Source organism: Hansschlegelia zhihuaiae, from assembly GCF_004103825.1.
In the GTDB taxonomy this organism is placed as follows: domain Bacteria; phylum Pseudomonadota; class Alphaproteobacteria; order Rhizobiales; family Methylopilaceae; genus Methylopila; species Methylopila zhihuaiae.
In genome coordinates this window covers 176,588-199,143 of the sequence record NZ_RYFI01000006.1, presented here as the reverse complement: position 1 = coordinate 199,143, position 22,556 = coordinate 176,588, and the positions used below count along the sequence as shown (strand labels likewise).

21 protein-coding genes are annotated in these 22,556 nt (G+C 70.1%); 11 read left to right on the top strand and 10 right to left on the bottom strand.

What is annotated here, in order from left to right; all coding sequences use genetic code 11:
• The first annotated feature begins 204 nt into the window (after nt 1–204).
• From EK403_RS08510 to EK403_RS08500, 3 genes are all read left to right on the top strand, one after another.
• The gene (locus EK403_RS08510) at nt 205–2,124 is read left to right on the top strand and encodes an ABCB family ABC transporter ATP-binding protein/permease (protein ID WP_245479589.1); all 1,920 of its coding nucleotides are present in this window, start codon (nt 205–207) and stop codon (nt 2,122–2,124) included.
• Nucleotides 2,125–2,319: 195 nt separating this feature from the next.
• Entirely contained in the window at nt 2,320–3,027 is a 708-nt protein-coding gene (locus EK403_RS08505; RefSeq protein WP_128777070.1) for a phosphatidylserine decarboxylase, read from the top strand.
• A 7-nt stretch (nt 3,028–3,034) separates the two neighbouring features.
• Nucleotides 3,035–3,871 carry a CDP-alcohol phosphatidyltransferase family protein gene (locus EK403_RS08500; protein ID WP_128777069.1) on the top strand — a complete coding sequence of 279 codons (837 nt, stop codon included), beginning with the start codon at nt 3,035–3,037 and terminating at the stop codon, nt 3,869–3,871.
• A gap of 4 nt (nt 3,872–3,875) precedes the next feature.
• On the opposite strand, the gene EK403_RS08495 is transcribed toward EK403_RS08500, so the two are convergent.
• Nucleotides 3,876–4,076 (bottom strand): hypothetical protein, encoded by a 201-nt coding sequence (locus tag EK403_RS08495; protein WP_128777068.1) that lies wholly within the window; start codon nt 4,074–4,076, stop codon nt 3,876–3,878.
• Between the two features lie 199 nt (nt 4,077–4,275).
• Here EK403_RS08495 and EK403_RS08490 point away from each other — a divergent pair, with 199 nt between their 5' ends.
• Nucleotides 4,276–5,514 carry a lytic murein transglycosylase gene (locus EK403_RS08490; protein ID WP_128777067.1) on the top strand — a complete coding sequence of 413 codons (1,239 nt, stop codon included), beginning with the start codon at nt 4,276–4,278 and terminating at the stop codon, nt 5,512–5,514.
• 132 nt (nt 5,515–5,646) lie between these two features.
• Entirely contained in the window at nt 5,647–6,624 is a 978-nt protein-coding gene (locus tag EK403_RS08485; protein WP_128777066.1) for a Bug family tripartite tricarboxylate transporter substrate binding protein, read from the top strand.
• Nucleotides 6,625–6,691: 67 nt separating this feature from the next.
• Here the strand turns inward: EK403_RS08485 and EK403_RS08480 are convergent, their stop codons facing one another.
• Nucleotides 6,692–7,075, bottom strand: coding sequence for a hypothetical protein (locus EK403_RS08480; protein ID WP_128777065.1), 384 nt, complete (start codon nt 7,073–7,075; stop codon nt 6,692–6,694).
• Between the two features lie 157 nt (nt 7,076–7,232).
• Between EK403_RS08480 and cobG the strand changes: the two genes are divergently transcribed.
• From cobG to EK403_RS08455, 5 genes are all read left to right on the top strand, one after another.
• Nucleotides 7,233–8,474, top strand: coding sequence for a precorrin-3B synthase (gene cobG, locus EK403_RS08475; protein ID WP_128777064.1), 1,242 nt, complete (start codon nt 7,233–7,235; stop codon nt 8,472–8,474).
• A gap of 99 nt (nt 8,475–8,573) precedes the next feature.
• Nucleotides 8,574–9,197: a precorrin-8X methylmutase gene (locus EK403_RS08470; protein ID WP_128777063.1), complete on the top strand. Its 624-nt coding sequence runs from the start codon at nt 8,574–8,576 to the stop codon at nt 9,195–9,197.
• Nucleotides 9,194–9,919 carry a precorrin-2 C(20)-methyltransferase gene (locus EK403_RS08465; RefSeq protein WP_128777062.1) on the top strand — a complete coding sequence of 242 codons (726 nt, stop codon included), beginning with the start codon at nt 9,194–9,196 and terminating at the stop codon, nt 9,917–9,919. The genes EK403_RS08470 and EK403_RS08465 overlap by 4 nt, the downstream gene beginning before the upstream one ends.
• Nucleotides 9,916–11,622 (top strand): precorrin-3B C(17)-methyltransferase, encoded by a 1,707-nt coding sequence (gene cobJ / locus EK403_RS08460; protein WP_128777061.1) that lies wholly within the window; start codon nt 9,916–9,918, stop codon nt 11,620–11,622. The genes EK403_RS08465 and cobJ overlap by 4 nt, the downstream gene beginning before the upstream one ends.
• A 9-nt stretch (nt 11,623–11,631) precedes the next feature.
• Complete coding sequence (locus tag EK403_RS08455; protein ID WP_128777060.1) at nt 11,632–12,750, top strand: cobalt-precorrin-5B (C(1))-methyltransferase; 1,119 nt, start codon at nt 11,632–11,634, stop codon at nt 12,748–12,750.
• Here the strand turns inward: EK403_RS08455 and EK403_RS08450 are convergent.
• The 8 genes from EK403_RS08450 to EK403_RS08415 all read right to left on the bottom strand — a co-directional run bounded on the left by EK403_RS08450 (nt 12,737) and on the right by EK403_RS08415 (nt 20,486).
• Nucleotides 12,737–13,702 carry a glycosyltransferase family 2 protein gene (locus EK403_RS08450; protein ID WP_128777059.1) on the bottom strand — a complete coding sequence of 322 codons (966 nt, stop codon included), beginning with the start codon at nt 13,700–13,702 and terminating at the stop codon, nt 12,737–12,739. The two genes, EK403_RS08455 and EK403_RS08450, sit on opposite strands and share 14 nt — an antisense overlap.
• Nucleotides 13,703–13,844: 142 nt before the next feature.
• Nucleotides 13,845–14,858, bottom strand: coding sequence for a hypothetical protein (locus EK403_RS08445; protein WP_128777058.1), 1,014 nt, complete (start codon nt 14,856–14,858; stop codon nt 13,845–13,847).
• A gap of 47 nt (nt 14,859–14,905) precedes the next feature.
• Nucleotides 14,906–15,595 (bottom strand): leucyl/phenylalanyl-tRNA--protein transferase, encoded by a 690-nt coding sequence (aat, locus tag EK403_RS08440; protein ID WP_128777057.1) that lies wholly within the window; start codon nt 15,593–15,595, stop codon nt 14,906–14,908.
• Between the two features lie 155 nt (nt 15,596–15,750).
• The gene (gene accC / locus EK403_RS08435) at nt 15,751–17,109 is read right to left on the bottom strand and encodes an acetyl-CoA carboxylase biotin carboxylase subunit (protein ID WP_128777056.1); all 1,359 of its coding nucleotides are present in this window, start codon (nt 17,107–17,109) and stop codon (nt 15,751–15,753) included.
• A gap of 8 nt (nt 17,110–17,117) precedes the next feature.
• Entirely contained in the window at nt 17,118–17,582 is a 465-nt protein-coding gene (accB, locus tag EK403_RS08430) for an acetyl-CoA carboxylase biotin carboxyl carrier protein (protein ID WP_128777055.1), read from the bottom strand.
• A 37-nt stretch (nt 17,583–17,619) separates the two neighbouring features.
• Nucleotides 17,620–18,087, bottom strand: coding sequence for a type II 3-dehydroquinate dehydratase (gene aroQ, locus EK403_RS08425; protein ID WP_128777054.1), 468 nt, complete (start codon nt 18,085–18,087; stop codon nt 17,620–17,622).
• A 144-nt stretch (nt 18,088–18,231) separates the two neighbouring features.
• Complete coding sequence (locus tag EK403_RS08420) at nt 18,232–18,987, bottom strand: DsbA family protein (RefSeq protein WP_128777053.1); 756 nt, start codon at nt 18,985–18,987, stop codon at nt 18,232–18,234.
• A gap of 92 nt (nt 18,988–19,079) precedes the next feature.
• Nucleotides 19,080–20,486: a M48 family metalloprotease gene (locus EK403_RS08415; protein ID WP_128777052.1), complete on the bottom strand. Its 1,407-nt coding sequence runs from the start codon at nt 20,484–20,486 to the stop codon at nt 19,080–19,082.
• 305 nt (nt 20,487–20,791) lie between these two features.
• On the opposite strand from EK403_RS08415, the gene pyrG reads away from it, so the two are divergent.
• On the top strand, nt 20,792–22,420 hold the full coding sequence (pyrG, locus tag EK403_RS08410; RefSeq protein WP_128777051.1) for a CTP synthase: 1,629 nt from the start codon (nt 20,792–20,794) through the stop codon (nt 22,418–22,420).
• Nucleotides 22,421–22,556 lie beyond the last annotated feature (136 nt).

Sequence of the window (22,556 nt, the reverse complement as noted above, 5' to 3'; positions counted from 1 at the left end):
CCTTGAATCAGCACGCAGTCCACACCGCAAATCTATTGGGTACAGACCCTAGACCATCTGCCTTGCGGGCAGGGCGCGCGAGCCTTACCTCCTCGGGCGCATGAGCCCTTCCTCCGCTCTCCCGAAAAGTCTCGCCTCCGTCGCAGGCGCGCGAGGACGCGCGCCATGGTGAGGCGGCGGCGCGGCGAGTCCGGGCAGCAGGAGATGTCAGCGGGCGGCTTCGCCTTCTTCGCGACCATGCGCCGGCTGCAGTCCTTCATGTGGCCGGGCGACCGTCCGGACCTGAAGCGGCGCATCGCGGTCGCGATCGTCCTGCTGGTGCTGACCAAGCTCGTCACGGTCCTGGTCCCCTACGGCTTCAAATGGGCGACCGACGCGCTCACCATCGTGGCCAAGGGCGACGCGGCGCCCGCGGCGGGAGGCGAGCTCGACTGGCGCGCCGTCGCGCTCGGCGCGCCCATCCTGATGGTGCTGGCCTACGGGTTCGGCCGCATCCTGATGGTCGCGTTCGCGCAGGCCCGCGACGGCATCACGGCGCCGGTCGTGATGCACGCCGTGCGGCGCCTCTCGCTCATGGTGTTCCGGCACATGCACCGGCTGAGCCTGCGCTTCCACCTGGGGCGGCGCACCGGCGCCGTCAGCCGCACTGTCGACCGCGGGCGGCTCGCGATCGAGACCCTGACGCGCACCGCGCTGCTGACCGTCGTCCCCACCATTCTTGAATTCGCGCTGGTGATCGGCGTGCTCGGCTGGCAGTTCGACTGGCGCTATTCGGCGGTCGTGGCCGTCATGGTCGGGCTCTACCTGACCTTCACCTATCTCGCGACCGAACGGCGCATCGCCCATCGCCGCGCGCTCAACGAGAACGACACGGAGGCGAGCTCCAAGGCGATCGACAGCCTGCTGAACTACGAGACGGTGAAGTATTTCGGCAACGAGGCCCGCGAGGCCGACCGCTATGACCGCTCGATGGCGGGCTACGAGAAGGCCGCGATCCGCACCTACACCTCGCTCGCCTGGCTGAACTTCGGCCAGGCCGTGATCTTCACCGCGGGGCTCACGGCCTGCATGGCGATGGTGGTGGAGGACGTCCGGGCCGGCCGCAACACGGTCGGCGACTTCGTGCTGATCAACGCCATGATGATCCAGCTCTACGTTCCGCTGAACTTCATGGGTTTCGTCTATCGCGAGATCAAGCAGGCGGTGGCCGACCTCGAGGCGATGTTCCGCCTGCTCGCCGAGGACCCGGAGATCGAGGACCGGCCAGGCGCTAAGGCGCTCGAAGTGTCGGGCGGCGCGATCCGGTTCGAGAACGTGTCCTTCGCCTATGATCCCGACCGGCCGATCCTCAAGAACGTCAGCTTTGAGGTTCCGGCCGGCAAGACGGTCGCGATCGTGGGGCCGTCGGGCGCGGGCAAGTCGACGGTGTCGCGGCTGCTCTACCGCTTCTACGACATCCAGTCCGGCCGCATCACGATCGACGGCCAGGACATCCGGGGCGTGACGCAGGATTCGCTGCGCGAGGCGATCGGCATGGTCCCGCAGGACACCGTGCTGTTCAACGATACGGTCCGCTACAACATCCGCTACGGCCGGTGGGACGCGACCGACCAAGAGGTCGAAGAAGCCGCGCGGCTCGCTCAGATCGACGGCTTTATCCGCCAGATGCCAAAGGGCTACGAGACCGAGGTCGGCGAACGCGGCCTGAAACTCTCGGGCGGCGAGAAGCAGCGCGTCGCAATCGCCCGCACGATCCTGAAAGGGCCGCCGCTGTTGATCCTCGACGAGGCCACTTCGGCGCTCGACAGCGCCACCGAAAAGGAGATCCAGGACGCCCTCGACCGCGTCTCGCGCGGCCGCACCACGATCGTGATCGCGCACCGGCTCTCCACCATCGTGGCCGCGGACGACATCCTGGTCGTGGAGGCGGGCCGCATCATCGAACACGGGACCCATGGCGAGCTGCTCGCGCGCGGCGGGCTCTACGCCAGCCTCTGGAACCGCCAGCGCGAGGCCGACGAAGCGCGCGAGACGCTGGCGAGGATGGGCGAGGACGATCTGTTGCGCGACCCCGAGCTCGAGCGCTTCGAGGACGACGAGGAGCCGCGCGACGCTGCGCAGTGAAGCTCGACCCATGTCCCGGCCTTCAGCCGGGACCCATTCTCCTCAGCCGCTGCGCAAATGCGCTCAGGCCCGCTCCATCCACCCCCTGAAGCGCCGAACGGGTCCCGGCTCAAGGCCGGGACATGCACGGTGGGACGCGAACGTGAGGTCGGCCTCGCTTGGTTATGACCTTCCGATCGCGTAAAGACCCGCTCCATGGCCCTCGACGACGTCACGACCTCGATCCGCAACGCGATGGTTCCGATCCACCCCGAGGGTCGGATCTTCATCGCGGCCTTTGCGATCGTCGCTTTCATCCTGTTCTTGATCTGGCAGCCTCTCGGCTGGATCGGCGCCGCCGCGACCGTCTGGTGCGCGCTGTTCTTTCGCGATCCGGACCGCGTCACGCCGCTCGCCGACGGCCTCGTGGTCAGCGGCGCGGACGGCGTGGTGTGCGACGTGAAGTCAGCCATTCCGCCGCCGGAGCTCGGACTTGGGAGCGCGCCGCTGCCGAGGGTCGCGGTGTTCATGAACGTCTTCGACGTCCACGTGAACCGCGCGCCCGTCGGCGGGCGGATCGCGCGGATCGCCTACACGCCGGGCAAGTTCCTCAACGCTGATCTCGACAAGGCGAGCGAGGACAACGAACGCAATGCGCTCTTGGTCGAAAGCCCGTATGGGACTGTCGGGGTCGTGCAGATCGCCGGGCTGATCGCGCGCCGCATCGTCTGCTTCGTCCGCGAGCAGGAGCAGCTCGCGCCCGGCCAGCGCTTCGGCCTGATCAGGTTCGGCAGCCGGGTCGACCATTACCTGCCGACCGGGACCGTCCCGCTGGTCGGCGTCGGACAGCGGACGGTCGCGGGCGAGACCGTGATCGCCGACCTTTCGCATCCTGGAGAGACCCGCGGCTTCCGGAAAGGGTGACGCGCTCATGATCGATCCGCTGCACGAGCGCGACGCCGAGTCGATCGGCGAGCCGATCCAGAAGCGCAAGCGGCTGCGGCGCGTGCCGTTCCGCTTGCTGCTGCCGAACCTCGTCACGCTGCTCGCGCTCTGCGTCGGGCTGACGGGCGTGCGCATGGCGATCGAGGGGCGGCTTGAAATGGCCGTCTATCTTGTGGTGCTGGCGGCCGCGCTCGACGGCGTCGACGGCCGGCTCGCGCGGCTCCTGAAGGGCGCCTCGCGCTTCGGCGCAGAGCTCGACAGCCTGACGGACTTCGTCAATTTCGGCGTGGCCCCGGCCCTCATCCTCTACATGTGGGGCCTGAACGGGCTCGGCCATGTCGGCTGGATCGGCGCTCTGATCCTCGCGATCGCCTGCGCTCTGCGGCTCGCGCGCTTCAACGTCGCGCTGGACGACCCGAACAAGCCGGCCTGGTCCTCGGCGTTCTTCACGGGGGTGCCGGCGCCCGCCGGCGCGATCGGCGCGCTGCTGCCGATCTATCTCGAATTTCTGGGCTTCCCCCGCACCCCGATCGGAACGCCGCTGGTGCTGGCCTATGTGATCGGCGTAGCTCTGCTGATGGTGAGCCCGCTCCCGACATGGTCCGGCAAGCAGCTCGGCGCGCGGGTCAGCCGCGCCTATGTGGCGCCGGCGCTGATCGGCGCGGCGCTCTTCGTGGCGCTGCTCGTCAGCTATCCGTGGTTCGTGCTGACCGCCGTCGTGCTGGTTTATCTCGGGCTGATGCCGCTAGCCTTCATGCACCACCGCCGGCTGACCGCGCGCGACGCGGCGGCGCAGGCCCAGACCAGCGAACCGGCGTCTTAAGTCGTCAGGCGCCGCAGGCGGCGACTCGCAGGCTGAGCGGCGCGTCCGGAAAGGCCGAGCGGAGCAGACGAAGCGATTCGGAGGCGCTCAGCGGCGCCCGCCGCGCCAGGAAGGCGCGCATGTCGGCGATCGCGCGGGCCTGGGACGTCGCCAATACGCCCGCCTGCTTGGCGGGGACCGGAGCGATGGCGGAGACGAGGGGCATTGGCTGGAATTCCCGAGGGTCCTACCGATTAAGAAATCGTGTGCCGATTGTCTTAGCCGATGGTTAACGCTAGCCGCCGGCGAAAGGCCCCGGCGGACCGGAGACGCGCGACTCAGGGCGTTGGTTCCGGGTCGCAAGAATGTTTTTCGACCGTAACGCCGGGATGACGCTGGCCTTCCTGAATGCGTGGAAAAGTCGAATGATCGAACGCTCAATCATTGCCGTGCTGGGGCTTGCGGCCCTGGTCTGGACCGGCGCCGCGCAGGCTGCAGTCGACCGGCCGCGCGTCGAGGCGGGTTTCAGGATATGGCTCGAGACCGAAGTCAGGCCGGCCGCCCGGAAGGCGGGCGTCTCTGCCGAGACCTTCGACGGGGCCATGGCCGGCATCGAGCTCGACTGGACGCTGCCCGACCTCGCGCCGCCCGGCGCTCCGCCGCTGGAGGGACCCCAGCGGCAGGCGGAGTTCGCCGATCCCGGCCGCTACGTGGCCGAGCAGAATTTCGCGGCGTTGACCAAAGAAGGGCAGGCGGAGCTCAAGGCCCACGCCAGGACGCTCGACGCCGTGGAGCGGCGCTTCGGCGTGCCGCGCGAGATCGTGGTGGCGATCTGGGGGCGTGAGTCGCGCTATGGCCGCGCGAAGATTCCCCATGTCGCGATCCGGGCGCTCGCCACCGAGGCCTATATCGGCGCGCGCAAGGAGAGGTTCTTTCCGGAGCTCGTCGCCGCGCTCAGGATTCTCGAAGGCGACCATGTCCCGCTCGCCGAGATGAAGAGCTCGTGGGCCGGCGCGATGGGCCAGCCGCAGTTCCTGCCGTCTAAATATCTCGAGAACGCCGTCGACATGGACGGCGACGGCAAGCGGGACATCTGGGGCTCGGTTCCGGACGTTCTGGGCTCGATCGCCAACTACATGAGGAAGCACGGCTGGACGCCCGGCCGGCCCTGGGGCGTCGAGATCGAACTGCCGGCTGAGATCGCCTGCACAATCGAAGGACCGGACCAGCAGAAGCCCGCGGCGGACTGGTCGCGCCAGGGCGTCAGGCGGATCGGCGGCGACGCGCTGCCGCGGCTCGACGCCGCCATGAACCTGATGGCGCCGGCCGGCCGCACCGGGCCGACCTTTCTGGTCACAAACAATTTCTACGCCATCAAGGAATACAACGAGTCCGACCTCTACGCCCTTTTCGTCGGCCACCTCGCCGACCGGTTGAAGGGCGGCGGCCCGATCCAGGGCAAGTGGACGACCCCAAAGGGCGTGGCGCGCGCCGACATCGCCGCGATGCAGCGGCGGCTCGAGGCGACGGGCCACGACGTCGGCACGGCAGACGGACTTGTGGGGTTCCGCACGCGCGTTGCGGTCGGCCGCTGGGAGGCGAAGCAGGGCCGCCGGCCGACCTGTTTCCCCGACCCGAGCGACGTCAAGCAGATAGGCCGCTGACGCTCGCGTGACGTCTCCGAAACATTGTCGACGGCGCGGATGCGGCATGCCAAAGTCGCGCCAGCCGGCTGGCGCCGGGTGACACGGCCGTCCGCGCCGGGCGACCGCAAAAAGACGTCCGGGAGACGCTCGATGCTGAAAGCCTTCTCACGCGCCGCGCGCGCCTTCGGAGCCGCGGCGATCGCGCTTGCGGCCTTGTCCGCGCCGGCCGCGGCCTATCCTGACCGGCCCATCACGCTGATCGTGCCCTTCGCTCCGGGCGGCTCGACGGACCTCGTGGCGCGCATCGTCGCGGCCAAGATGACCGAGCTCCTGAAGCAGACCGTGGTGGTGGAGAACCGCGGCGGCGCGGGCGGCAGCCTCGGGGCGACCGCGGTCGCGAAGGCCGCGCCCGACGGCTACACGATCCTGATGGCGACGGTCGCGACCCACGCGCTGAACCCTGCGCTCTACAAGAAGCTGCAATACGACCCGGTGAAGGACTTCGCGCCCATCACCCTGCTGGTGAACGTGCCGAACGTCCTGACCGCCAACCCGAAATTCCCGGCGAAGTCGGTCAAGGAGCTGATCGAGCTCGCCAAGAAGGAGCCGGCCAAATACGCCTACGCCTCCTCGGGCAACGGCTCGCCGCTGCATCTGTCCGGCGAGCTTTTCAAGAAGATGGCGGGCGTCGACCTCGTCCACATCCCCTACAAGGGCTCGGGGCCCGCGCTCGTCGACGTGCTGGCCGGCCAGGTTCCGCTGCAGGTCGACAACCTCCCGTCCTCGATCGAGCACATCAAGGGCGGCCGGCTGGTCGCGCTCGGCGTGACGACGGCCCAGCGCGTGCCGAACCTTCCGGACGTGCCGGCGATCGCCGAGACGCTGCCGGGCTACGAGACCTATTCGTGGAACGCGCTGTTCGCGCCCGCGGGCACGCCGCCGGAGATCGTCAAGGCGCTGCACGACGCCGGCGTCGAGGCGCTCAAGGACGAGACGGTGAAAAAGAAACTCACCGACGCGACCGCGGTGATCGTGGGCTCGACGCCCGAGGAGCTCGGCGAGTTCACGAAGAAGGAGATCGAGAAGTGGACCCCGATCGTGAAGGACTCGGGCGCCCAGATCGACTGACGGGTTCGCTAAGCTCCTGCAAAAAGGGCGGCGCAAGCGCCGCCCTTTTTCGTCGTCTGACGTGCCGTCAGAACCACCCGCCGCGGCGGCGCTCATACCAGCGGCGGTCGTCCTCCTGAGAGGCGTAGACGATCGCGGCGATGACGCCGACGCCGACCGCAATGCCGAGCAATGACAGGCCGGGATTTTCCCGCACCACGCGGCCCGCGCGCCGGCCGTAATAGAGCGCCGTGTCCCCGGCCGCGCCAAGCGCCTCGGCGCCGTCGTCATAAAGGCTGCTGCCCGTTCCGCGCATCGACTTCGCGGCGGAGCGCGCCTGCTTGCGGGCCTCGCGAGCCCGCTGGGAGGCGATCTCCGCGACCCGCTCGCCGAGGTCCGCGATGGTGTCCTTCAGCTCCGCCAACTGGGCGCTTGCGTCGCTGGCGAGCCCGCTCGCTCTCCTATCCACCATAACAAAATACCTTTTCGACAAGGAAGATTCGGCGGATCACCGCCGTCCGAAGTACAACGTGCCGCCGGGCGGCCGGTTCCTATAACACCGCGAGGGTTTGACGTCGCCTGCCCGCGGCGCAGCTTGCCTTCGGTCGCGTTCGGCGCGAGGAAGCCCAATGGCGGATTGTCCGGGCGTGCTGCACCTCGCCGCGATGGCCGATGGCGGCCTTGCGCGGATTCGCACGCTCGGCGGCGCGCTGACCGGGGCGCAGGCGCGGGCTGTGGGCGAGGCGGCCGAACGCCTCGGCTCCGGCGTCGTCGACCTCACCAACCGGGCGAATCTCCAGATCCGCGGGCTCGCGCCCGACGCCGGGCCGGAACTCGCCTCGCGCCTGGAGGCGGCCGGCTTCCGATTTGGCCGGGCGGAGCGCCGAAGGAACATCCTGCTCGATCCGTTCTCGGGGATCGATCCGGGCGAGAGGCGCGATCTCAGAAGTCTCGGCGCCGCGCTGGACCAGGCGCTCTCTTCCGCGCCTTGGATCGAGAGCCTCTCGCCGAAATTCTCGTTCGTGCTGGATGGCGGCGGGCCCATCGGGATTGGCGCGACGCCGTCCGACGTGGCGGTCGTCGCGGCGCGTGACGGCCTGGTCGTCACCGCCGGCCAAGTCTCGGCCGCCTTCGGGTCGGAGGACGGCGCCGTCGATGCGCTGCTATCGATCGCCGCGGCCGCCGCAGCCGAGGGCGGCGACATGCGGGCCGGCGGCCTGTCTGAGCCCATGATCCGGAAAGCCCTGACGTCGAGCGGCGGCGCCGTCCTCGCCACTCCCCCACCGCGGGCCAATGCGGTCGAGCCTCGCTTGGGCCTTGTGGCGATGCGCGCCGGCGGTGTGGCGCTCAGTCTCCCGGTTCCGGTTGGCCGGCTCGACCAGGCGATGCTGGACTTCCTGGCCAACATAGCCGAGCGCGACGGCGAAGGTCGGCTGGTCCTTACGCCATGGTCCGCCGTCGTGATTCCCGGCCTCGCCGAGAGCCGCGCCGCCGCGCTGCTGGCGCCATCCGTCGCTGTCGGCTTCCCCCCGCTCGCCGTCGCGGAGCGGCTCGCCGTCGTCGCCTGCGCCGGCGCGCCGGCGTGCGAGCGGGCGCACGAGCCCGCCAAGGCGCTCGGCCGCGAGATTCTGGCGCTCGCGGCTTCCGACCCCGCCCGGTTGCCGGAGCGCAGGGCGAGCCTGCATCTCTCCGGCTGTCCGAAGGGTTGCGGCGGCGCGGTTCCGGCCGACCTTCTCCTGCTCGGATCGAGCGAACGCGCGGGCTGGTCGGCGCATCGCGACGCGGCCCCCCGGAGGCCGGGCCAAGAACTCGGCCGGCTCGAAGCGCCAGGCGCGGCCGAGGCGCTCGCGCTGCTTGCGACAACCCGTTGACCGCATGGAAGGAAACTACGCCTTGCCTTGCGCCCCCGCCGCCGTCACAAGGCTGACGCACGACGGACGGGTGGCCTTCTCGGGCTTTGAAAGGCAGGCATGCGCTACATCAAGGACGGCGCGGAGATCTATCGTCGCTCCTTCGCGACGATCCGCGCGGAGGCGGACCTGTCGGCCCTGCCAGAGGACGTGGCCGGCGTCATGGTCCGCATGATCCACGCCTGCGGCATGACCGACCTTCCCGCCGAGACACGCTATTCGGCTGACGTCGTCGCCGCCGCGCGCGCCGCCCTGCAGGACGGCGCCCCGATCATCTGCGACGCCAAGATGGTCGCGTCGGGCGTCACCCGGTCGCGGCTGCCTGCCGCCAACGAGGTGCTGTGCTTCCTCGACCAGCCGGAGGTCGCGGACCTCGCCCGAAACCTTTCAACGACGCGCTCGGCCGCTGCCGTCGAGCTCTGGCGCGACCGCCTCGATGGCGCGGTGGTCGCGATAGGCAATGCGCCCACCACGCTGTTCCATCTGCTCGACCGGCTCGACGACGGCTGGCCGAGGCCGGCCGCGATCCTTGGGCTTCCGGTCGGCTTCATCGGCGCGGCCGAGTCCAAGGAGGAGCTTTCCCGCAATCCGCGCGGGACGCCGTTCCTGACGCTGCTCGGCCGCCGGGGCGGCAGCGCCATGGCGGTCGCGGCCCTCAACGCCGTCGCGGACGCGCGGGAATGACCGCTGGCCGCTTCTCCGGCGTCGGCGTCGGGCCGGGCGACCCCGAGCTTCTCACGCTGAAGGCCGTGCGGCTGATTGGGGAGGCCGACGTCGTCGCCTACCCGGCCGCCAAGGCGGGCTCCGGCGTCGCGCTGTCGGCCGCGCGGCCGCATCTGCGCGACGGCCAGGAGCTCTTGCCGCTGGTCTATCCGGTGACGGCTAGCCCGGAGGCGGACCTGCCGTCCTACCCGTCCGTGATGCGCGCCTTCTACGACGAGACCGCGGCCCAGATCGCTGCACGGCTCGACCGCGGCCAGAACGTCTGCGTGCTGTGCGAGGGCGACCCGTTCTTCTACGGCTCGTTCATCTACTGGCACGCGCGGCTGAAGGATCGCTACGACACGACCGTCGCGCCCGGCGTGTCGTCGATCATGGCGGGCCCCGCGGCGCTCGGACGTCCGCTTTGCCTGCGCAAGGACACGGTCACGGTCATCCCCGGCACCTTGCCGGAGGACGAGCTGGTCCTACGGATCGCCGCCGCCGACGCCGCGGTCGTGATGAAGCTCGGCCGGACCTTCGGGAAGGTCCGGGCCGCGCTCGAGACCGCGGGCGCGCTCGACCGCGCCTTCTATGTCGAGCGGGCGAGCCAGCCGGGAGAGCGCGTGATGCGGGCCGCCGAAGTCGCGCCGGAGTCGGCGCCGTATTTCTCGATCATCGTGGTTCCGAGCCGGGAGGTCCCATGAGCCGCCCTGCCGCCGACAGGCCGTGCGCGGCCCGGCCCGCCGTGCTCGCCTTCAACCTCGCGGGCGTGGAGCTCGCGCGCCGAATCGTCGACGCGATCGGCGGGGACTCCTATGGCCTAGCGGGCCGCGCCGACGGTCTCGACAGCGCTTTCGAGGACGCCGCTGCGCAGACCCGCGACCTGTTCCGCGCCGGGCGTCCCATCATCGGCATCTGCGCTTCGGGCATCCTGATCCGCCTGCTCGCGCCGCTTCTCAAGGACAAGCGCGCCGAGCCGCCGGTGCTTGCGGTGAGCGACGACGGCGCGACTGTCGTGCCGCTGCTCGGAGGCCTGACGGGAGCCGATCCGCTTGCCCGCCGGCTCGCTGCGGCGCTTGGCGGGACGCCGGCGCTCACCGGCGCCGGCGCGCGCCGGTTCGGCGTCATCCTGGAGGCGCCGCCGCCCGGCTACGCGCTCGACAACCCCGACGACGCCAAGACCGTGACCGCCGCGCTCCTGTCCGGGGCGGAGGCGCGGCTGGAAGGGTCCGCCGCATGGCTCGAAAACTCGAACCTCCCGCTCGCCCCCGATGGCGAGGTGGTTCTGAGAATCTCGGCGGAAGCCGGCGCGCCGCCGGAGGGCGGGCTTCTCTACCATCCCAAGATCCTGGTCGCCGAGTTCGATCGGCCCGACGCCGCGATGCTGGAGCGCATGACGCAGGCGGTCGACACGCTTGGCCTGTCGCAGTCCGCGATCGCCTTTTCGACGGCGCCCGAGGGGGCGCCTATCCACCACCTGTTCACGGGCGGCCTCGCGGCGAAGGGCGTCCCGCTCCGGCTCGTCGAGCATCGCGTCGAGGGCGGGGAGTTGGTCCATGGCGAGCCCGGCCTGCGGCTCCACCGCTACGCCGAGCCGCAGGATCCGCTGGAGCTCGGCCGCGCGCCCGGCCGAGTGACGGTCGTCGGCCTTGGCCCGGGCGCCAAGGGCTGGCTCACGCCGGAGGCCGCGGCCGCGCTCGACCGCGCGGACGACCTCGTCGGCTATGAGGGCTATCTCGCCATGGTGCCGGAGCGCCCCGGCCAGCGCCGGCACGGCTCCGACAATCGCGTCGAGATCGAGCGGGCCCGCGCCGCGCTCGCGCTCGCGGGACAAGGCCGCGAAGTGGCGGTCGTCTCGTCGGGCGACAGCGGCGTATTCGGCATGGCGGCGGCCGTAATGGAGGCCGTAGCCGCCGAGCCCGTCCGCTGGCCGAGCGTCACGATCGAGGTGACGCCGGGCGTCTCCGCCATGCAGGCCGCCGCCGCCCGGCTCGGGGCGCCGCTTGGGCACGACTTCGCGACCATCTCGCTCTCCGACCAGCTGAAGCCGTGGGCGGTCATCGCGGCGCGGCTCGAAGCGGCCGCTGGCGCGGATTTCGCGCTCGCGCTCTACAACCCGGCGTCGCTGCGCCGGCGCCGGCAGCTCGTCGACGCCCTGGAGGTGATCCGTCGCCACCGCTCGGACGCGACCCCGGTCGCGCTCGCCCGCAATGTTGGCCGCAAGGGCGAATCCGTGACCTTGACCACGCTCGGCGAGATCGACCCCGCGGTGGTGGACATGCGCACTCTCATCATCGTCGGCTCGTCGCGCAGCCGCGTTTTCGCGCGCGCGGACGGCCGGCAATGGATGTACACGCCGCGCGTCTACGAGCTCGAAACCGAAGCGCTGACCGAGGACATCGGCTAGTTTCGCCCGATGGACGAGGGACCCGACGCGCCGCCCGAGCCCGGCCGGCCGCTGAGGCGCGGCTGGACCACCGGCGCCTGCGCGACCGCGGCCGCCAAGGCCGCCTACCGGGCGCTGCTCACCGGCGCTTTCCCGGACCCGGTCGAGATCGTGCTGCCGAAGGGCGAGCGCCCGTCCTTCGCGCTTGCGCTCGAGGAGCGGGGCGAAGGCTTCGCGCGCGCCGGGATCGTCAAGGACGCCGGCGACGACCCGGACGTCACGCATGGCGCGCTGGTGATGTCCTGCGTGCGGCTCGCCGCTCCCGGTTCGGGGGTCTCGTTCCGGGCCGGCGAGGGCGTTGGAACCGTGACGCTTCCCGGGCTGCCGCTCGCGCCGGGCGAGCCCGCCATCAACCCGAAGCCGCGCGAGATGATGCGCGCCGCGATCGCCGAGGTCGCGGCAGAGGAGGGCGCAGCCGGCGACGTCGAGATCGAGGTCTCGATCCGCGACGGCGCGGCGCTCGCCCAGAAGACCTGGAATCCGCGCCTCGGGATCGTCGGCGGCCTCTCCGTGCTCGGCACGACCGGGGTCGTGGTGCCATATAGCTGCTCGGCCTGGATCCACTCGATCCATCGCGGCGTCGACGTCGCGCGGGCCGCCGGCTACCCGCATGTCGGCGCCGCGGTCGGCGCGACCTCGGAGGCCGCGCTGCAGCGCCTCTACGGCCTGCCCGAGACGGCGCTGATCGACATGGGCGATTTCGTGGGCGGGTTGCTCAAGTATCTGCGGGCGCATCCGCTGCCTCGGCTGACCATCGCGGGCGGCTTCGCCAAGATCTCGAAGCTTGCGGCGGGCCGTCTCGACCTGCATTCGGGGCGCAGCCAGGTCGACGCCGGCTTTCTTTCCGCGCTCGCGGCGGAGCGCGGCGCAAGCGAGGAGCTTGTGGCGCGCATCGCAGCGGCCCCGACCGGGCTCGCGGCGCTCAGGCTCGGACATGAGATCGGCCTCGCGGACGCTGTCGCGGCGCAGGCGCGCGCGACCGCGATCGAGGCGCTGCACGGTTCGGAGGTCTCGATCGAGGTGCTGGCGGTCGATCGGGAAGGAGCGGTCGTGGGACGCGCGGCCGACGACGCGTTCAGGCGCGCCTGAGCTCGAGATAGCGCAGCCGCTTGGCCTCGCGCCGGGCTTCGGCCACGGCCTCGACGATCACGCCGCAGACGACGCTCAGCACCGCGAGCTGCATGACGCTCGCGGCGAGCACGGCGGTCGGCAGCCGCGGCACGAGCCCGGTCTCCACGAACTCGACGACGACCGGCGCGCCAAGCGCGACCGACAGGGCGGCGAGACCGAGGCCGATCGCGCCGAAGAAGCGGAACGGTTTCACGGCCCGGTACATCATCGCGATGGTCCAGAGGATGCGGAGGCCGTCGCGGACCGTGGACAGCTTCGAAGCCGAATTGTCGGGCCGCCGGCCGTAGCGAACCGGCAACTCATCGACCGCGAGGCGCAGGTCGAGCGCATGGATCGACAGCTCCGTCTCGATCTCGAAGCCATCTGAGGCCGTCGGGAAGGACTTGGCGAAACGGCGCGAGCAGGCGCGGTAGCCCGACAGTATGTCGGTGAAGCCCGCCCCGAACAGCCGCGCAATGATCCGGTTGAACATCCGGTTGCCGGCGGCGTGGCCCTTGCGGGCCAGCATGCCGTCGCCCTCGCGCGTCGCCACCACCATGTCGAGCTGCCGGGAGACAAGGCGGTCGATTAGCAGGGGGGCCGCGAGCGGATCGTAGGTGAGGTCGCCGTCGGCCATCAGATAGACGTCGGCCTCGACGTCGGCGAGCATCCGGCGCACCACCGCGCCCTTTCCCTGGCGCCGCTCGGTCCGGACGATCGCGCCCGCTTCTCGCGCGCGCTCGACGGTCTCGTCCGTGGAGTTGTTGTCGTAGACATAGATGTCGGCCGCCGGCAGCGCCGCGCGGAAGCCCCGCACCACTTCCGCGATCGCCGCCTCTTCATTGAAGCAGGGCAGCAGGACCGCGACCTTGAGGGGCGAGGGGGCGTCTGCGACGGGCGCGTCGCGGAGGCGTTCAACGACCTGGCGCATAGGCGTGGGTCCGGACGGGGACGGGAAGGGACAGGTCGCGCCGGCGCTCTCGGCTTGGGCGTCACGCCGCGAAGCCTCGCACGAGCGTGCTTAAGCCGGGCTTAAGCCGTTGTTGAGGGTCCCCTTGCCGCTCGCCGGCTTCTCAGAGCTCCTGCCGCTCCAGCACGAGGCCCCGATCGGTCACGACGACCCACTGTCCGTCGCGGCGCTCGATCGAGCGGACGCGGCCGATGCCGGGGGCGCGCGCTCCGCGCACCACTTCGATCATTCCGCGGCGGCCTTCGAGCAAGGCGACGCCGCGATAGACCTCTCGAACCGTCCAGTTGCGGATGATCTGGCCGCCGGCGTCCCGGCTGGCGACCTCGGGCTGAGCCGGTTCGCGGGCGGCCAGGTTCCGCCCGTCGAGCTCCTGCGCGCGCGCGTCGAGCGAGCGCGGCTCTTCTCCGCGGGGAGCTTGGCTCAGGCTGCCGGTGATCTCGGGCCCGACGTCGCGGCGGCTTTCCGCGGGGGCGGGGGCATTCTGGGCCGACGCCTGCTTCTCCATCCGGTCGAGACGCTCGCGCAGTTCGGCGACGCGGGCGGCGTCCTCCTTCGACTGATCGAGCTTCGTCGAAAGCTGCTCGATTCTGGCGGAGGCGCCGTCGCGGGCCGTCTCGAGCGTCCTCTGAAGATTTGCGATCTCGGCCTTGAGAGATCTCACTTCTTCCTGGTTCGAGGCGGCCTGTCCGGCGACCGCCTTGGACTGGGCCGCCTGGTTCGAGCGCGCCTGGTCGAGCGCCCGCTGCAGCCGGGCGATCTCGGACTTCATGGTGCTGACGTCGCGGTTGAGGGTCGCGGCCTTGGTCTGCTGGCCGCTCGAATCGAGGTTTCGGGCGAGGCCCATGGTGCGGGCGTCGAGGGCGGCGACGGTGTCGATCGAATCGTCCAGCGCCGGGGCCGTGGCGAGCGACGCGAAGGCGGCGCCGGCGCCGAGCGCGAGCGCCAGCGCGACGGCGTAGGGCGCGTAGCTCGAAAGGGTCCGCTCGGAGCCCGGCGAATAGGGCCGCTCGCCGGCCTCGGGGAAGGGCGCCTCGCGGCGCTGATGGTCGCGCCAGAGGGTGAGGGCGCGGGCGAAGGACGGTTCGGAGTCGGAGGGCTGCGGAAGGGCTTCGGTCATCGGTAGACCCTCGAAGGGTTGCTACCTTTCAGTAACCATCGTCTTGCTTACCGAACGGTTACCGGAGCCCGTCCGAGCGCCTGCAGGACATCGTTTCCGGAGACGATCTTGTCCTTCGGCCAAGGGAAGAAATCGGGCCGCGCCTCGAGCGCCCGTTCGAGCAGCTGGTGGTAGTCGCGCCGCGAGGTCTCGACGGCTCCGAAGCGCTTCAGATGGTCTGTCACGAACTGGGTGTCGAGCAGCAGGAACCCGCCCGCCTTGAGGCGCGCGACGAGGTGGGTCAGCGCGACTTTCGAGGCGTCCCGCTCCAGGTGGAACATGCTCTCGCCGAAGAACGCGCCGCCGAGCCGGACGCCGTAGAGACCGCCCACAAGCCGGTCGTCGCGCCAGACCTCGACGCTGTGGCAACGGCCGATCTGGTGGAGCTCGCGATAGAGCCGGCGGATGCGGGTGTTGATCCAGGTCTTGGGCCGCCCCGGCGCAGGGGCCGCGCAGCCGTCGATCACCGCGTCGAACGCCGTGTCGATGCGCACCTCGAAACGGTCGGAGCGCACCGTGCGGGCGAGCCGGTCGGAGATGCGGAAGCCGTCGAGCGGCAGCACGCCGCGCAGCTCCGGCTCGATCCAGTAGAGGCCCGGATCGTTGGCGCTTTCGGCCATCGGAAAGATCCCGCAGGCGTAGGCCTTGAGCAGGACCTCCGGCGTGATCTCGACCAGCACGTCGTTGATGCGCGTCATGGGAACACGTTACGGCGCGCGCGCGGCAAGGAGAAGCTCGGAAGACGACCCAGGCGCGACGTCGTCCTCCGGCTTGACCGGAGGACCCATCGGAGGCGTTGAGCTCCGCCTTCGACATGGATGGTCCGGTCAAGCTGGACCATGACGATCTTTCCTCAAGCCTCGACCGGCGTTTCGGCCAGCATCTTCTCCAGCCAGTGGATGTCGTAGTCGCCGTCCTGGATCGCAGGGTTGCGCACCAGGCGGCGGAACAGCGGCAGCGTGGTCTCGACGCCGTCGACCACGAACTCGTCGAGCGCGCGCCTGAGCCGCATCAGGCATTCGGTGCGGTTGCGGCCGTGGACGATGAGCTTGCCGATCAGGCTGTCGTAGTTCGGCGGGATCGAATAGCCCTGATAGGCCGCCGAATCGACGCGCACGCCGAGGCCGCCGGGCACATGGTAATAGGCGATCCGTCCGGGCGACGGTCGGAAGGTCTCTGGGTGCTCGGCGTTGACCCGGCATTCGATCGAGTGGCCGCGGAAGATCACGTCTTCCTGCGCGATCGCGAGCCGCGCGCCGCCCGCGATGCGGATCTGCTCGTTCACGAGGTCGATTCCCGTGACCATCTCGGTCACCGGATGCTCGACCTGGATGCGGGTGTTCATCTCGATGAAGTAGAACCGCCCGTCCTCATAGAGGAACTCGATCGTGCCGACGCCGCGATATTTCAGCTCGCGCATCGCGGCAGCGACGGTCTCGCCGATCTGCTCGCGCTCCTCGGCGTTCAGCGCGGGCGACGGCGCCTCCTCCCAGACCTTCTGGTGGCGGCGCTGAAGGGAGCAGTCGCGCTCGCCGAGATGGATCGCCGCCCCTTCGCCGTCGCCCAGCACCTGCACCTCGATGTGGCGCGGGCGGCCGAGATATTTCTCCAGATAGACCGCGTCGTCGCCGAACGCGGCCTTGGCTTCCGACCGGGCGGTCTGCAGCGCCTCGACGAGATCGTCCTCGGTCCGCGCGACCTTCATGCCGCGCCCGCCGCCGCCGGCCGCGGCCTTCACGAGGACCGGGAAGCCGATCTCCCTGGCGACCAGCATCGCCTCGACGTCGTCCGTGATCCCGCCCTCGGAGCCCGGAACCACCGGAATGCCGAGGCGCTTAGCGGTCTGCTTCGCGGCGATCTTGTCGCCCATGACGCGGATGTGCTCGGGCTTCGGCCCGATGAAGACGAGGTCGTGCTCCTCGAGGATTTCGGCGAAGCGGGCGTTCTCGGAGAGGAAGCCGTAGCCCGGATGGACCGCGTCCGCGCCGGTGATCTCGCAGGCCGCGAGCAGCGCCGGGATGTTGAGATAGCTGTCGCGCGCCGGCGGCGGGCCGATGCACACGCTCTCGTCGGCGAGGCGGACATGCATGGCGTCGGCGTCGGCGGTGGAGTGCACCGCGACGGTCGCGATGCCGAGCTCCTTGCAGGCGCGAAGGATGCGGAGCGCGATCTCGCCGCGATTGGCGATCAGGACCTTGTCGAAGCCGGCCATGTCAGGGGTCAGTCGACGATCAGGAGCGGTTCGCCGAACTCGACGGGTTGCCCGTCCGCGACGAGGATTTCGCGCACCGTGCCGGCGCGCGGGGCGGGGATCGCGTTCATGGTCTTCATGGCCTCGACGATCAGCACCGTCTGGCCTTGCCGGACCGTGGCGCCGATCTCGACGAAGGCGCGCGCGCCGGGCTCCGGCGCGAGATAGGCGGTGCCGACCATCGGCGAGGTGACGACGCCCGGATGGCTGGCGGGATCGGCGCCCGCCGCCGGCGTGGCGCCGACCACCACGGCCGCCGGCGGCGGCGCCGCGTGGACCGACGGAGCGGCGGCCGCCACCAGCTGGCGCGCGACGCGCACCCGGAAGTCGCCGCGCTCGATCTCGATCTCGCTCAGGCCCTTCTCCTCGAGAAGTTCGGCGAGGTCGCGGACCAACGCGTGGTCGTCATTCACGCGGACGGGGGACTTGCTCATGGGATCGGCTCGTTCTCCGGTGCGCAGGGCGTCGCGTTCAGATCGCGATCGTGTCGGATGGGGCCTCGCGGCCGATGCGGCGCGCAAGCGCGTGCAAGGCGAACTCGTAGCCCTCGACGCCGAGGCCCACGATGACGCCGTCGGCGACCGCCGAGACATAGGAATGGTGGCGGAAGCTCTCGCGGGCGTGGATGTTCGAGACATGAACCTCGATGGTCCTGACGCCCGCCGAGCGGATCGCGTCCTGGATCGAGACGGAGGTGTGCGACAGGCCGCCGGCGTTCAGGATGATCCCCTTCGCCGCGGTGCGCGCCTCCTGGATCCAGTCGACCAGCACGCCCTCATGATTGGTCTGGCGGAAATCGACCGCGAGCCCGAGGCTCTCTCCGACCGTGCGGGTCCGAGCCTCGACGTCGGACAGCGTCGCGGAGCCGTAGACGGAGGGCTCGCGCACGCCGAGGAGATTGAGGTTCGGACCGTTGAGGATGAAGACGACGGGATTCAAGGAGCGGCTCGCTCGGGGAAACGGGATGAGGCCGTACAAACGCCGGCCGACGGGCGGCCCTTATAGGAAAGCCGGGCCGAAACCCCAAGCGATTCCGGACCGCCTGTCTCCGGAGCGATCCACGAACATCCGACGCGGCGTGCTTCAGCACATCGCCTTGCCGCATTTGCGCAGCGCCGCGATGCGGCCGGTGAGGTCGTCGACGACGCGCGTCGTGTTCGGCACGACGGCGTCGCCGATCACATAGGTCGGAGTCGCCTCGACGCCGAGATCGTCGGCGAGCTCCTTCGACTCCATCAGCGTCGCCTCGACCTCCGGGGCGGTCATGGCCGCGGTGAGCTTCGCCGGGTCGACGCCGAGCTCCTTCGCCACCGCCATCGCCTTGTCGCGGGTGGCGAGCGCCTGCTGGCCGAGCAGCTTGTCATGGAACGCGCGGAATTTCTCCGGCGCGATGCGGTTCACCGCGATCGAAACCTGCGCGGCGCCCACCGACTCCTCGCGGATCACCGGCAGCTCCATCACCACGACCCGGAGCTTCGGATCGCTGTCGACGAGCTTGTCGATGTCCTTGATGGCGCGGCGGCAGAAGCCGCAATTGTAGTCGAAGAACTCGAGTAGCGTGACGTCGCCCTTCGGGTTGCCGAGCACGGCGTGAAGCTTCGACTGGTCGAGCTTCGCCACATAGTTCTTGAGCGTCGCGTCGCGCTTCTCGGCGAGCTTGGCCTGCTGGCGGCGGTTCCACTCCTGCTGCGCCTCGTAGAGCACGTCGGGGTTTTGGATGAGATATTCCCGGACGACGCCTCGGATCTCATTCTTCTGGGCCTCGTCGAAAGCGAGGGCCGGCGCGGACGCGGCGGCGAAGAGGGCGCCGGCGAGCGCGATGCGGGGCAAGAGGGTCATTCCGGGTCGTCTCCCTTCGGGCCGCGGCGAGCCGCCTGCGAATCCCGGCGTCTCTTGTCGTGGCGATCGGTGTCGAAATCGCGGCGAGGAACTCAGTCCCGTTTCGGCGGCGTGTAGGTCGCGATGTCGTCGGCCTTCAGCCAGTTCGGCGTGCCGGGCTTCAGGCCCGCCTTGGCGCGGTTCGCGATCTGCCGCGCGGTGCCGTAGTCGCCGGACGCGAAGGCCGCCTGCGCGGTGGCGAGGTCGGCCTCGGGGATGCGTCCCTTCTTGGCGAGCGCGATGGCGAGCTCGCGGAAGCCGTCGGCGTTCTTCGGGTCGCGCGCCGTCGCGCGGGTGAGCTCCGCGACGGCGTCGCCGCCCGTCTTGCCGCCGCCCGCGTTGAGCGCCTGGCCGAGCATGGTGCGGACCAGCTGCGCGTTGGGCGCGAGCGCCAGCGCGCGCTTCAGCGGCGGGATCGCCTGCTGCGGCTTACCGTTCTCGAGATAGGCCTGGCCCTTGAGCTCGTTGAACCACGGATTGTTGGGCTGCTCCCTGATCAGCCCGTCGATCTGCGCGATCGCGCCGTCGAGCGAGGAGGAGCGATAGGAGGCGATCGCCCGGGCGTAGCGGGCCGGCAGGCTGTTGTCGCCGGGCGGATAGCGCCGGCCGACGCCCTGGGCCGTGTCCACGAAGCCGAACAGCTTGGCGCGCATCAGGTCGTGGCGCGCCTGCAGCGCCGGCGGGTCGAGCTTGTCGAAGAACGGGCTCTTCTTCGCGATCGCCTCGAGATTGGCGATGCGGTCGGCCGGCATCGGGTGGCTCTGGGCGTAAGGGTCGATGAAGCGCTTGGAGAACGCGATCTGGTCCTCGAAGCGCTTGAAGGTGGTCAGCATGCCCTTGGCCGACTGGCCGGACTTGCTGAGATAGCCGACCGCCGCACGGTCGGCCGCCTCCTCCTCGCCGCGCTGATAGGAGAGCAGCGAGCGCCGGATCGCCTCCTGCGGGGCCATGGCCGCGCCCATCACCGCGCCGCCGTCGTGCTGGCCGCCGCTCGAGATCGCGGCGGCCGCGCCGCCGATGCCGAGCAGCATGGCGACGATCGACATGGTCTGGGCCTGTTCGAGCCGCAGGCGCAGGCGCGCGAGATGGCCGCCGACGATGTGCCCGGTCTCGTGCGCCAGCACGCCGATCACCTCGTTCGGCGTCTTGGCGTCCATCAGCGTGCCGATATTGACGAAGATGCGCCGCCCGTCGGCCACGAAGGCGTTGAACTCGCGCGAATTGATCAGCGTGATCTCGACGACGCCCTCGTTGATCCCCGCGGCGCGGAAGATCGGCGTCATGTAATCGCGCAGCAGCCCCTCGATCTCGGCGTCGCGGATGACCGGGAGTCCGCGGGTCGACTGCGCGCCGGCCGGAGGCGTCGCGCCCGCCACGGCGATCGCGGCGGCGGCGAGCAAGGCCGTGGCCCGCCGCACGCCGCCGCGCAGGATCGATCTCGTGGTCGCGATGAAGCTCATGCCGCTCTGGCCGCCGTTCCAAAGACGCGGCGGACAGTACGGGGCGGCCCGTCTCTGGGTCAACGCAAGCGGGCGCGAGCGCCCGCGCCCTATGCGCGGGCGTCGCGGCGCGCTAAGAGGGGCGACGGCCCACATCGACGGCGCTCCCGAAACCGACGCAAGTCCGCTTGCGCCGGCCGCGGGCGTGGTCGAGGCGGCCATATGTGGACAAGGCCTCGCCGCGGCTCGTCGAATCGCGCCTCCGGCGTTTAAGGCTGAAGAGTCGTGCCGTCGCGGCGCGAGCTTCGCGAGGAATGAGAGAACGGATGGCGCGCTACGTCTTCATCACCGGCGGCGTGGTCTCCTCGCTCGGCAAGGGCCTGGCCTCCGCGGCGCTCGGCGCGCTCCTGCAGGCGCGCGGCTATTCGGTGCGCCTCAGGAAGCTCGACCCCTATCTCAACGTCGACCCGGGCACGATGAGCCCGACCCAGCATGGCGAGGTGTTCGTCACCGACGACGGCGCCGAGACCGACCTCGACCTCGGCCATTACGAGCGCTTCACCGGCCAGCCGGCCTCGATCAACGACAACATCACGACGGGCCGCATCTATCGCGACATCATCGCCAAGGAGCGGCGCGGCGACTATCTCGGCGCGACCGTGCAGGTGATCCCGCATGTCACCGACGCCATCAAAAATTTCGTGCGCGAGGGCAATGAAGGCTTCGACTTCGTGCTGGTCGAGATCGGCGGCACGGTCGGCGACATCGAGGGCCTGCCGTTCTTCGAGGCGATCCGCCAGCTCGGCAACGATCTTCCGCGCGGCGACTGCATCTATATCCACCTGACCCTGCTGCCCTGGATACCGTCCGCGGGCGAGCTCAAGACCAAGCCGACCCAGCACTCGGTCAAGGAGCTGCGCTCGATCGGCATCCAGCCCGACATCCTGCTCTGCCGCTGCGACCGGCCGATCCCGCCCGAGGAGCGCCGCAAGCTGGGGCTGTTCTGCAACGTTCGCGAAAGCGCGGTGATCGAGGCGCGCGACGTCGAGACGATCTACGAGGTGCCCGAGGCCTATCACCGCGAGGGCCTCGACGTGGAGGTGCTCAAGGCGTTCGGCATGGAGCCGGGCGCGGCGCCCGACCTTTCGCGCTGGCGCAACGTCACCCACCGCATCAAGAACCCCGAGGGCGAGGTCACGATCGCGATCGTGGGCAAATACACAGGGCTCAAGGACGCCTATAAATCGCTCTATGAGGCGCTGGTGCACGGCGGGGTCGCGAACGTCGCCAAGGTCAATGTCGACTGGATCGAAAGCGAGATCTTCGAGCGCGAGGACCCAGCGCCGTTCCTCGAGCACGTCCACGGCATCCTCGTCCCCGGCGGCTTCGGCCAGCGCGGGGCCGAAGGCAAGATCAAGGCCGCGACCTTCGCGCGCGAGCGCAAAGTGCCGTATTTCGGCATCTGCTTCGGCATGCAGATGGCGGTGATCGAGGCCGCGCGGAACCTCGCGGGCGTGGCCGAGGCGAACTCCACCGAGTTCGGCCCGACGCCCGAGCCGATCGTCGGTCTGATGACCGAATGGGTGAAGGGCAACGAGCTCGAGAAGCGCTTCGCGCAGGGCGACCTCGGCGGCACGATGCGGCTCGGCGCCTATGACGCGACGTTGAAGCGCGGCTCGAAGGTCGCCGAGATCTACGGAGCGACCGCGATCTCCGAGCGCCACCGCCACCGCTACGAGGTCAACACCGCCTATCGCGACCGGCTCGAGCAGCGCGGCCTGATCTTCTCCGGCATGTCGCCCGACGGGCTGCTGCCGGAGATCGTGGAATACGCCGACCACCCGTGGTTCGTCGGCGTGCAGTTTCATCCCGAGCTGAAGTCGCGCCCCTTCGAGCCGCACCCGCTGTTCGCGAGCTTCGTGGGCGCCGCGCTCGACCAGAGCCGGCTGGTGTGAGGACGATGCGGTGACGAACTGCGTGCTTCGAGACGCGGCCGTGCGGCCGCTCCTCAGCATGAGGACAGTTTGCGCAGCCCCAACGGTCCTCATGCTGAGGAGCCCGCGTCAGCGGGCGTCTCGAAGCACGCAGTTC